Here is an 11306-nt window from a genome sequence, read left to right on the forward strand (position 1 = left end):
CAACCGATCAACACCGGCCATTGTGGCTATTCGAGAAGTGCGATGGCGCGCATTGCCGAGCGCGGCTATCGTTACGGCAGCCTTGTTGCCGGTGATGGCCCGGGCGCGCCGCCAAGCGCCTTTCCGACATGTTTCTCGACGTCGCTCGGAGCGGTTCCGCTCTCGTCCGGTGAGCCCCGCGATCCGGGTGCGCACCCGCAAGGATCTGCGCACCGCCCGCCGGCCCCGGGCCCACCGCTGCTGGGGGCATCTGCTCGCCGCCCCGCTGTGGCCCATGCACAGCGCCAATCTCGGCACGCTCCTGCGCACCTGCGATGCGGTCGGCGCCTGTCTGGCCGTACCCAAATCCGCCTGGATCGACGAGGCACTCGCCCGCGGCAACACGCTGCGCCGGCCCACCTGCGTCCATCGGGTCTCGGACCCGGCCGACTGGCTCGCGGCCGAGCGGGCCGGCGGCGCGCGAGTCGTCGGCGTGGAACTCGCCGACGAAGCCATCCGCCTCGCCGACCTCCCGGCGGCCCGCCGCCGCACCGTCATGGTCCTCGGGCACGAGCGCACCGGCATCCCGCCCGAGGCGCTGGAGCTGCTCGACTGCGCGGTGGAGATCCCGATGGTGGGCACCGGCCAGAGCCTCAACGTCTCGGTCGCCGGTTCGCTCGTGCTCTACAAGCTCGCCGGGCTGATCTAGCCGAGCCGGCCGCGCACCACCAGCGCCCAGCAGAGGCAGCCGAACGCGGCCGTGCACGCGATCGTGCGCACCAGGTTCCACGTGGTCCAGCGCGCCTCGTCGAAGGCCCGGCGCACCCCGGCCAGATCAGCGATCCGATCGGGGCTGCCGGCGGCCTTGAGCGCGTCGTTCATCGGGACGTTCACGAGCATCGTCACGGCGAACACCACGAGGTAGAGCACGAGCGCGGCGAGCACCCACGGGAGCAGTTCGCGGCCCGGGTTGAGGAAGGACGCCGCCGCGGTGAACAGCAGCGCGCCGAGGAAGCCGAGCATGAACCAGGGGTTGATGATGGCGCGGTCCAGGGCCTGGAAGGCGCCGATGAAGGTGCGGTCGTCGGTGCGGCCCAGGCCGGTCATCACGGTGTGCTGGTACAGACCGAACACCCCGGCCATCAGCCCGGTGGTCATGGTTGCCGCGATCAGGGCGGTCACGCGCAGTGCGAACATGCCACCAGTCAACCGGCGTGCGGGCGGCCGGACCATCGCTGAGGATCCACGCCGCATACGCGAGGCGCTCAAGGGAAGCGCCTGCGTAGTGATCATGCGGCTTCGCCGAAGTGGCCCGCGGCCACTTCGGCGAGGGCCTCTCGGCATCGCGTTCCTCTGATTCGCGGTCCACCTGTCCGACGGGGCGCCTACCTCGAGGCGATCGGGGTCGTCGGCGTGGGTGGACTTCCGATGGTCGCGCTCGAAGATCTACGGAAGCAGCCGGGTCAGCGCGCCGACGCGGCGCCGGATCGCGGGGAGCTGATCGAGCAGGCTGTCGCCGGGGCAATCGGTGGCGCCGGCCGCCGGGTTGGCGTCGTGCCACTGCCCGTGCCCCGAGATCGTGCGCAGCGTCGCGGTCGAACCGGAGATCGGGTTGACATAGTTGGTGGTGCCCTCCGGGTCGAGCCGGCAGGCCTTGGCGAGCAGGGCCAGCACCACGACCAGCGTGCGCACGGCCGCGCTGGTCGGCGGCTGCAGATCCGTGTTGCCGAGCACGCAGACGCCGATGTTGCCCGCGTTGAAGCCGGCCACGTGCGCGCCGTTCACCATCTGCGGCAGGCCCTCGGGGGAGAGCTCCGGCCCGAACACCGGCACCGCGTCGGTGTCCGAATAGACCCCTTCGTAGACCCGGCCGTTCCGGTCGATCAGCAGCTGGTAGCCGATGTCGCCCCAGTCGTTCTCCACCGCGTGCAGGCGGTAGATCGAGCGCACGTGCTCGGCGGGATCACCGGTGACCAACGCCGGCTCGCCGGTGTGGTGCACGGTCAGCGTCTGCACCGGGAAGAACGCGGGTGGCGTGTCCAGCGTCCCGTCCGGGTTGTAGCGATAGGACTCGTCGGCCCCCCACGCCGCCCGGCTCAGATATTGCGGCCGCCAGTCACACCGGGCCGCCCGCGGCAGCGGCAACTTCTGCCTCGCCGCCGCCACCGCGCGCGCCGGGCCATCCACAGTGTTCAACTCGGTGACAGCACCGGATTCAACACCCTTGATCTCGTACGCCGTGACGCCCCGAGCCGCCACCAGCGCAGAAGCCGGGCCGGCCGGGTCGGCATCGGTGCCACCGGGACAGCCGGACACGGTGCTCCAGGGCTGCCATCCGGCGGAGGTCCGCAGCCGGACGTCCGCGCCGGCCGGCACGCTGAGATGCGTCAGCGGCAACTCGGGCGTGAGCGTGACGCCCGGCTGAACGGCACCCCGCGCGGCCGACAGCGTCTGCGGCACGGTGTCACCGTCAGCGGCGAACGCCTCGCCACGCAGGGCAAGCGACAGCGGCGCGGCCGCGGCGAGGCCGGTGGCCCCGCGAAGCAAGGATCGACGACTAAGCATGTGTGCGAACCTAGCGGACCACCCGGCGCCGCGGCTGCCGACAACCCGACATCAATCGGGCCTGCGGGCAGCTTGCTGGTCGGCTATCGCGTCAGGCGTCTTCCTGGACCCGGGCCGGGCGCTCGGCGGCTTTGATCCGGTCGGCGGCGGCCTGGTCGACCTCGAGCACGGCGGTGGTCTCGGGGCTGCCGGCGTCCGATTGCGGAGGCATGCGGGAGGCGAGGTTGACGGTCTCGACCTCGTCCGGCGGCAGCTCGGCGGGGTCGCGCGGGGGCAGGGTCCGCTGCTCGCCGGTGTCGATGCGCAGGGTTGGTGGTTCGGTCGATCGTTCTGTGGTTTCTCGTAGGTCCACGGTGGACGGATCAACGACAGTCCGGCTCGGGTTGGCGGGCGTCCGCGTCTCCGGGGGGTTGTCCACAGCGTGGTCGTCCGGGGTCGGAAGTTGTCGTACCGGGGGCTTAGTTTGATGCCCACCCGGTGCCTGGGTGGGGGAGGTGGCGGCGGCTGAGGGCGTCGTCGCGGCTGCGGGCTGCGGTTGGTCGCGAGCGGGCGCGGTGGGGCCGACGGGTGCGGCAGGGACCGGCTCGGCGCTGCCGGGCGAAGTGTGGGCTCGTGGAGGCGTGATCGGCTGCGGTTCGGTTCTCGGGTGTGCGGCTGGCTGCGGTTGGGGTGCCGGGTGTGCGGCTGGCTGCGGTTGGGGGACTAGGTGCGTGGCCGAGCCTGCGTCTGCTGGAGCAGTGTGCGGCGCTTGAGTGCCGGCGGGGTTCGGCCGGGCCGGCCCGCTTGGCGCGATCGAAGGAGCGGCGTTGTCCACAGCGCGGTCGTCCGGGGTCGGAAGTTGTCGTACCGGGGGCCTAGTTTGATGCCCACCCGGTGCCTGGGTGGGGGAGGTGGCGGCGGCTGAGGCCGCCGCAGCCGTGGGCTGCGATTGGGTGCCGTCGGGCGCGGTTGGGCCGATCGGCGCGCTAGGCGCGATGGGCGCCGGCTGGTCCGATGCGCCGGGCGCGGCCGAAGGAGCGGCGTTGTCCACAGCGCGGCCGTCGGGCGTCGAAAATTGTCGTAGCGGAGGCTTAGTTTGATGCCCACCCGGTGCCTGGGTGGGGGAGGTGGCGGCGCTTGCGGAGCTGGCAGCAGGTGAGGGGTTGGCGGTGCTTGCGGAGCCGGCAGCGGGTGAGGGGTTGGCGGTGCTTGCGGAGCCGGCAGCGGGTGAGGGGTTGGCGGTGCTTGCGGAGCCGGCAGCGGGTGAGGGGTTGGCGGTGCCCGCGGCGCCAGCGGCGGGTGTGGGAATGGCGGCGCCTGGCGACGCGGGAGCGGCCGACGGAGACGCAGCGGTGCTTGCGGAGCTGGCTGTAGTGGGAATGGCTGCGCCTGCGGAGGCGGCGGCTGCGGCTGCGGGGATAGCGGCGCTCGCGGAGGCGGCGGCGGGTGTGGGGATAGGGGCGTTCGCGGTGCCGGGAGAGGCAGCGGTCCGTGCGGAGCCGGCGGGTGTGGGCGTTGGGGCACCTGCGGAATCGGCAACGGCTGGCGAGCTGGCCGTGGCTGCGGGAGAGGCGGCGGCCGCGGAGCCGGTGATGGCAGGCGCGGGCGGAGGCTCCGCGCCCGCTTGGGTGCCTTCCTCCGCCGCCCCCGGAACCCCGCCAGCAGATGCCTGAGCACCGACCGTCTCCCCGCCCGAAACCGTCGCAGACGATTGCGGCTCAACGTCCCGCGACGGGTCACCGTCCGAACCAGCTTCCGCAGCCTGCCCAGCGCCCGCAGCCGACGGCGACGCCGCCCGGTCGACCGGCAACCGGCGAGGCCTCTCGGTCGCCCAATCCGGCCGCGCTTTCTCATCGTCCGAGATCCACGACGCATGGCGCGGCCGCGACATCCCCGACGACTGCGAAACCGCCGGCGAAGCATGCCGCCCCACCGACAACAGCTCTTCCGAGCCGGAACCCGAACCAGGGCCGGAGCCAGGGCCAGTGCCGGAACTAGAGCTGGAACCAGAGACGGAGCCGGAACTAGAGCCAGACCCGGAAGAACCAGGACCAGAATCCGAGTCGGCGCCGGAATGCTCCGCCAGCCCCGCCCTCTCCTGCAACCGCCGCAACGGCCCCGGCGCCCACCAGGCCGCGTCCCCCAGCAACCCCAGCACCGCCGGCACCAGCAACATCCGAACCACCGTCGCATCCAGCACCAGCGCCAGAATCATGCCCACCCCGACGAACCGCATCGTCGTCACCGAGGACAGGGCGAACGCGCCGGTCACCACGATCAACAGCAAGGCCGCCGCGCTGATCACGCGGCCGGTTCGGGCGAGCCCGGTGGTCACCGCCTCGGCTGTGGACGCGCCGCGGGTTCGGGCCTCGACCATGCGGGAGAGCAGGAAGACCTCGTAGTCGGTGGAGAGGCCGAAGACCACCGCGGCCATCAGCACCACGATGCCGATCTCGGGTGGCGCGGGGGTCACCCCGAGCAGGCCGGCGCCATGTCCGTCCTGGAAGACCCAGACGAGTACGCCGAACGTCGCCGCCAGTGACAGCGCGCTCATCAGCACCGCCTTGACCGGCAGCAGCAGTGAGCCGAAGGCCAGGAACATCAGCAGCAGCGTCGCCCCGGCCAGTAACGCGATCATCAGCGGCAGGCGGTCGACGGTGGCGTCCAGGCTGTCCACATTGCGGGCGGTGGCGCCGCCGACGAGCACTGACGGCGGGGACAGGGCTCGGATGTCGCGGACGGCGTTGCGGGCGGGCGTACCGAAGGGGTCGGGGTCTTCGAGGGTGGCCGTCAGGACCGACACGCCACCGGCGGACTGGCCGGGCGTGACCTCCGCGATGCCGGGCACCTGTGTGATCCGGTCGGCGAAGCCGGCGGTCGCGCCCCCGCCGCGCACCACGATCTGGATGCCCGCCGTGCTCAGCGCCGGGAAGTCCGCCTTGAGCGTTTCGAGGGCCCGCCGGGCGGTGTTCGACGCGGGCAGCACCCGTTCGTCCGCCTCGCCGAACTGCACGCCCCGGACCGGCGCGGCCAGCACCAGCAGCCCGACGACGATCGGCACCGCGACCAGCACCGGCCGGCGCAGGACGAGGCCGGCCAGCCGGGCCCAGGCGGCGCCCGCCGAGGAGCGACCGGGGAGCTTGATCGGCAGCTTGTCGACGCGCGGGCCGAGGATCGCCAGCAGCGCGGGCAGCAGGGTGAGTGAGAAGAGCGCGGCCAGGCCGACCGCGGCCAGGCCGCCGTAGGCGAGTGACTTCAGGAAGCCCTGCGGGAACAGCAACAGCCCGCCCAGCGCGATCATCAGCAACGTCGCGGAGAACTGCACCGTGCGACCGGCGGTGGCCACCGTGCGGGAGACCGCCGAGGACGGGGAGTGCCCGGCCGCCTGCTCCTCGCGGAACCGGCCGACCATGAACAGGCCGTAGTCGATCGCCATGCCCAGGCCGAGCAGGCTGGCCACGTTCACCGCGAACGAGTTGACGTCGTGGCTCAATGCGACCGCGTGCAGCACGCCCAGCGAGCCCAGCACCGCGCAGCCGCCGACCAGCACCGGCAGCGACGCGGCGACCAGCGAGCCGAAGATGAACAGCAGCAGGATCAGCACGATCGGCAGCGAGATCGCCTCGGCCCTGCCCAGGTCCGAGGTGCTCAGCTCGGACGACGCGGCGGCGAGCGGCAACGCCCCGGCCGCCTGCACCCGGGCGCCCTCCACACCGAACCGGTCGTCGATCTCCCGGTACGCGGACAGCTTCGCCCCGTCGTCCGCCCCGGCGAGCGTCAGCACCACCACCGCGCTGCGCTTGTCCGCCGACAGATATTGCGGCGCCCGCGCCACCCAGTACGAGTCGGACCGGGTCACCGCCTCGCGTGGCAGCCGGTCGAGCATGTTCTCCACGCGCCGGCCCAGCGCCGCGTCGCCGATCGGCGTGTTCGCCGGCGTCAGGATCAGGATGACGTCGCCGCCCCGCGCGCCGAACTGCTCCTCGACCACCTCGGCCGCGCGGGTCGACTCGCTGCCGGGATCGTGGTAGCCGCCCTCGGTCAGCTCGCCGAAGACACCGAAGCCCCACGCGCCGGCCCCGGCCACCGCGGCCAGGGCTGCGCAGAGCACGGCGACGCGGAACCGGGCGATCCAAGATCCCCACGCGGCGAACACGCAGATCCCCTTCCCCGGCGAACGCCGATCAACCCCGTAATCGCCGGATCATCGCAGCGTGGCCGCTTGCAGGGCGACGCCGCCGCAGCCGTCGACGAACTCGTCGGCGGTGATCCAGGACAGGTTGAGCTTGCCGTCCTTGGACGCGTGGTATGTCACCGTGAAGACCGCGGTGGCCAGCGAACGGCCGCGTTGTTCCAGGGTGGCCGACTCGGCGCCGCCGCCGGTGGACAGCTTGGCCTCGAGCCGCCCGCGGGCGCCCTGCACGCCGACATAGAGCCGGAGCACCCGGGTGCTGCTCGAGGCCGGCACCGACAGCGTGAAGCCGTTGCCCTTGTCGCAGGTGTTGATGCCGGACGAGACGCCGTCGGAGCTCTCCACCGGCGAGCCGTCACGCCACCGGAACCGCTGCGGGCTGCGGTCGTGCCGGAACCGCGGCGCGGTGGGCGCGCCCTCCAGGATCTGGAAGTCGCCGCCGTCCGCCCGCTCCAGCGAGAAGGTGCCCTCCTGACCCCAGTGCACCCAGTCGCGGTCACCCTCACCGGACAGGTCGACCACCGACGGCACCGAGCCGCGGTCGATGTCGATCTCCTGCGCCGGGCGGGTCTTGCGGGCCGGCGGCGTGGTGCGCGACGGCGTCGGCGACGGCGTCGCGGAGGACGACGGCGGCGCGCTCGGGATCGGGATGACCGCCTGATCGGACGGGGACGGGCCGAAGTCGCCGAGGGCCGGCGGCGGCAGCGGCAGCGAGGCCGCGTCGTTGTCGGAGTCGTTCATCGCCCGGTTGATGATGAAGCCGAAGGCCACCACCAGCAGCACGCCCGCGAGGATCACGGACGCGGGCATGAGGAACTCGGTGAACGGCCGGCGGCTGTCCTGCAGCAGCGCGGCCGGCACGGGGAAAGGGCGGCGCGGCGTCTGGCCCTGGCGACCCGCCCAGCGGTCGTCGTCCGGCAAACCGACACTCCAGGTCATCGGGGGGAGTCCCACAATCTCATCCCGATGAGTGACTAACCAGAGTTGATTGAGTAACCAGCCGGACGGTTGATCACGGGGATCGGTGGTTCGGCGGCGAGCGCCGACAGGCGGACGAGTACCGTGTGCGGAGTTTCCGTCGAATCCGGACAAGGAGCGCGAGCAGAGCCAATGATTGACAGTCGTCAGCGTGCGGGGAACGCGCAGGGCCGCGGCCGCGCCATCGCGGGGGCGCTCGCCGGCGTCGCGCTGATCGCCGTGCTGGTGGTCGTTTTCGCCGTGGTGAACTCCGGCGGGTCGGACACGCCGACGGCCGCGGCGCCGGTGCCGGCCGTGTCCGAGTCGGCCGCCGAGGCCCCGTCCCCGGAGGCTTCGTCCCCGGAGGCGCCGGCCGGGCAGGCGATCGACCCGCGGCTGCAGGCGCCGCCCGAGGTGACCGCCGGCAAGGGCGACGTGACCGAGCTGAAGGTGACCCCGCTGGTGGTCGGCCGCGGTCCGAAGGTGACGGCGGGCAAGCAGCTCACCGTCAACTACGTCGGAGTGACCTACAAGGACGGCAAGGTCTTCGACTCGTCCTGGACCAACGGCCAGCCGGTCACCTTCCCGATCGGCACCGGCAACCTGATCAAGGGCTGGGACGAGGGCCTGATCGGCGTCTCCGTCGGCAGCCGGGTGCAGCTCGACATCCCCGCCGAGATGGGTTACGGCGAGGCCCCGACCGGTGGCCAGCCGGCCGGCGACCTCCGCTTCGTGATCGACGTGCTCAACGCTGCTTAGGCCTGAAGCTCTTGGGCCTAAAGCTCGCTGACGATCAGATCCAGCTGTCGAGGGCGGCCCGCCACGGTGGGCCGCTCTCGCACGTCGTGCTTCTCGCGCAGCACCTCGATCAGCTCGTCGGCTGTCGCGGGCCGCGCGCCGGAGACCGCCAGCGAGCGCACCAGCCGGCCCTTCGTGGCCTTGTTGAAATGGCTCACCACCGCGCCACCGTGCAGCACCCGCAGCGCCACCGTGCGCTCGGCCACCGCCCCGCCCGGCGTCCACATCGCCGCGTAGGCGCCCGATCTGAGATCGAGCACCGGGCCGTCGGCGGCCGCCGCCTCCAGCGGTCCGCTCAAGACCTTCTTCCAGTACGGGGTGAGCCCGCCGATCCCGGGCAGCACCACCCCGGCCGAGCACCGGTAGGCCGGGATCCGGTCGGGCAGCCGCAGCGCGCCCCACAACCCGGAGAACACCACCGCCCGCTGGTCCAGCCAAGCCCGCGCCTGCGGCGGCAGCCCGTGCGCGTCCAGCGCCTCGTACAGCACGCCACTGTAGACCTCGGCGGCCGGCGCGGCGGGCGCCTCGCGCAGCGTCGCGTTGCGCGTGATCTCGTCCCGCTGGCCGGCGCTCAGCCCGAGCACACCCAGCGACGCGGCGACGCTGCGGGCGCTGGTCCGCGCGCACATCGCGACGACCTTGGCCAGCACTCGCGTGCGGGCCCGGGCCAGCTGCGGCAGGAACATCGCGGCCGGTTCGGCGGGCTCGCCGGCGGCCGGCGCGGTCTTGCCCTCGGACGGTGGCAGCAGGATCAGCACGCAGCGAGATTAGCCGTCGCCGCGATCGGCCAGCGCCTCGGCCACCGTGGCATAGACGCCGATGCGCCCGGTCAGCCCGACCGTGTCGAGCAGCCCGGCCAGCCATTCGCCGGGGGCGGCCAGCCGCACCCAGCCGCCGGCGTCGCCCGCGCGGCGCTGGCCGACGACGAACGCGCTCAGCCCGATCGAGTCGCAGAACTCGACGCCGGACAGGTCGACGACGACCCGGGGATGCGGGCGTTCCAGGACCTGGTCGAGCGTCGTGGTGAGCACGGGCGCGCTGTCCAGGTCGAGGTGCCCGCGCACGGTGACGACGGCGGTGTCGTCCGGATTGCCGACCACGGACACGTGCATGGGCCAGGTCTGCCCAGATCCGCCCCGGCTGAACCTAACCGGTGGCCGGCACCGTGACCCTGGTGCGCACGGTCGCCTGATCGATCTCGGTGGTGCGGATGGTGAAGCTGATCTCGTACGTGCCGGCCAGCGGGAACGTCAGCGAGCCCAGCGCGTCGTTGCGGGGGTGCAGCGGCAGCATCGGCTCGGACACCGGCTCGACGTCCGGCCCGAGCAGCCGGGTGGTGACCGTCCACTGTGCCGCCGGTAGCGGTTTGCCCTCCGGCGTGTACGTCATGCCGTGCACGGTGTTCCACTCGCCGATCTCGACCGGGTAGATGTTGAACTGCATCGTGTAGAGATCCGAGGTGAGGGTCTGCGAGAAGCCGTCCTCGACCGGCTCGGCCCGCTCGCGGGTCACCGCGTTGCCCGGCGTGGTCTGCACCAGCGCCGCGCTTACCGCCAGGATCGCCGTGGTCGCGGCCAGCTCCACGCCGACCGTGCGCCACAGCCGGGCCGGCCCGGCCGACGAGACCTGTCCGCGCAGCACGAATCGGCGGGCCAGGAACGCGACGCCCAGCACGCCGGCCAGGATCGCGGTCTTGGCCAGCAGCAGCTGCCCATAGGCGGTCTGCCAGAGCGCGGGCACCGAGCCGACGTGCACGACCGCCTGGACGATGCCGCCGCCGGCCAGCCAGACCACCGCCAGGGCGGCCCAGCGCGACCAGGCCGGCAGGATCACCGCGAGCACCCGCGCGTGCCGCCGGCGCAGCAGGAACGCGGCCAGCGTGACCAGGCCGCCGAGCCACACCGACATGGCCGCGACGTGCACCACGTCGGCGGCGATCACCACGCCGCTGAGCTGGGACGCCACGGCGTGCCCGGTGAGCGGCCAGGTGGTCGTGCCGCCCAGCGCGAGGGCGATCAGGGCGAGCGCGCGCGGCCGCCCGGCGCCACCGCGCAGCAGCGGGGGAAGCAGGCCGGCGATCAGCGCCAGCACCGCCAGGCGGGCCGTCAGCACCACGCCGAACTCGCTGGTGAACACCCCGGAGAGCTCGGTGAACGACACGTCCCAGAGCGGGGCGCCGCTCGCGTAGGGCGCCTGGGTCCAGAGGGCGCCGAGGGTCGCGACGGCGATCAGGCCGAGGCCGGCGTACACCAGCCGCGACGGACCACGCCGGGACAGGCGCCGGGGCCAGAGCAGGGCCAGGAACAAGGCTGGGCCCACGGCCAGCGTGAGTCCCGCGTACCCGAGGAATTTGAAGGTGGGGACCGCGGCCGTGACCGAACCGTGGACCTCGGTGGGATCGGTCTCGGCCGGTCGCGCCGAGGGCGCGCCCACCGAGAAGACCAGCGCGTTGCCGATCGGGTGGCTGTCGGCCGAGACGATCCGATAGCTGACCAGGTACGTGCCCAGCGGGCGGTCGGCCGTGCGCAGCCTGATCGTGATCACGTTGCCGCGGGAGGTGACCGACTCGCTGATCCGCTTGCCGTCCGGCGCCAGCACCTGGGTGCGGTCGGGCAGTGCGCTGACGTCCTCGTTGAAGGTGAGCGTGATCTCGGCCGGCGAGCTGCCGAGGATGCTGCCCGCCTCCGGGGTCGAGGCGACGAGGGTGGCGTGCGCGCTGGCCGACGCGGGCGCCAGCAACAGGCCGAGACCGGCGACGACCAGCACCAGGACGCGTGCGCGCCAGGCGTGGGTCACACCAGGTAGTTCGGATGTGCGGACCAATTGGTTCAACGGC

At 72.7% G+C, this 11306-nt stretch carries 9 protein-coding genes; 2 read left to right on the forward strand and 7 right to left on the reverse strand.

Annotated features, from left to right (window positions below):
* Positions 1-169: 169 nt before the first annotated feature.
* The gene (locus tag ACZ6TI_RS24130) at positions 170-688 is read left to right on the forward strand and encodes a TrmH family RNA methyltransferase (protein ID WP_465347383.1); all 519 of its coding nucleotides are present in this window, start codon (positions 170-172) and stop codon (positions 686-688) included.
* On the opposite strand, the gene ACZ6TI_RS24135 is transcribed toward ACZ6TI_RS24130, so the two are convergent.
* The 4 genes from ACZ6TI_RS24135 to ACZ6TI_RS24150 all read right to left on the reverse strand — a co-directional run bounded on the left by ACZ6TI_RS24135 (position 685) and on the right by ACZ6TI_RS24150 (position 7654).
* Positions 685-1176, reverse strand: a complete 492-nt coding sequence (locus ACZ6TI_RS24135) for an anthrone oxygenase family protein (RefSeq protein ID WP_465347384.1) — start codon at positions 1174-1176, stop codon at positions 685-687. The genes ACZ6TI_RS24130 and ACZ6TI_RS24135 overlap by 4 nt on opposite strands.
* A gap of 249 nt (positions 1177-1425) precedes the next feature.
* Entirely contained in the window at positions 1426-2544 is a 1119-nt protein-coding gene (locus ACZ6TI_RS24140) for a peptidoglycan recognition protein family protein (protein ID WP_465347385.1), read from the reverse strand.
* Positions 2545-2635: 91 nt separating this feature from the next.
* Complete coding sequence (locus ACZ6TI_RS24145) at positions 2636-6679, reverse strand: MMPL family transporter (protein ID WP_465347386.1); 4044 nt, start codon at positions 6677-6679, stop codon at positions 2636-2638.
* A gap of 48 nt (positions 6680-6727) precedes the next feature.
* Positions 6728-7654 (reverse strand): hypothetical protein, encoded by a 927-nt coding sequence (locus ACZ6TI_RS24150; RefSeq protein ID WP_465347387.1) that lies wholly within the window; start codon positions 7652-7654, stop codon positions 6728-6730.
* Between the two features lie 171 nt (positions 7655-7825).
* Between ACZ6TI_RS24150 and ACZ6TI_RS24155 the strand changes: the two genes are divergently transcribed.
* On the forward strand, positions 7826-8431 hold the full coding sequence (locus tag ACZ6TI_RS24155) for an FKBP-type peptidyl-prolyl cis-trans isomerase (protein ID WP_465347388.1): 606 nt from the start codon (positions 7826-7828) through the stop codon (positions 8429-8431).
* Positions 8432-8448: 17 nt separating this feature from the next.
* Here ACZ6TI_RS24155 and ACZ6TI_RS24160 read toward each other — a convergent pair whose 3' ends face one another.
* Genes ACZ6TI_RS24160 through ACZ6TI_RS24170 form a run of 3 tightly spaced genes read right to left on the reverse strand, consistent with a single transcriptional unit; the run spans position 8449 to position 11266 of the window.
* Entirely contained in the window at positions 8449-9228 is a 780-nt protein-coding gene (locus ACZ6TI_RS24160; protein ID WP_465347389.1) for a YaaA family protein, read from the reverse strand.
* 9 nt (positions 9229-9237) lie between these two features.
* Complete coding sequence (locus ACZ6TI_RS24165; RefSeq protein ID WP_465347390.1) at positions 9238-9582, reverse strand: STAS domain-containing protein; 345 nt, start codon at positions 9580-9582, stop codon at positions 9238-9240.
* 34 nt (positions 9583-9616) lie between these two features.
* Entirely contained in the window at positions 9617-11266 is a 1650-nt protein-coding gene (locus tag ACZ6TI_RS24170; protein ID WP_465347391.1) for a copper resistance CopC/CopD family protein, read from the reverse strand.
* Positions 11267-11306: the final 40 nt, after the last annotated feature.

Source organism: Actinoplanes sp. NPDC051388 (assembly GCF_055586225.1).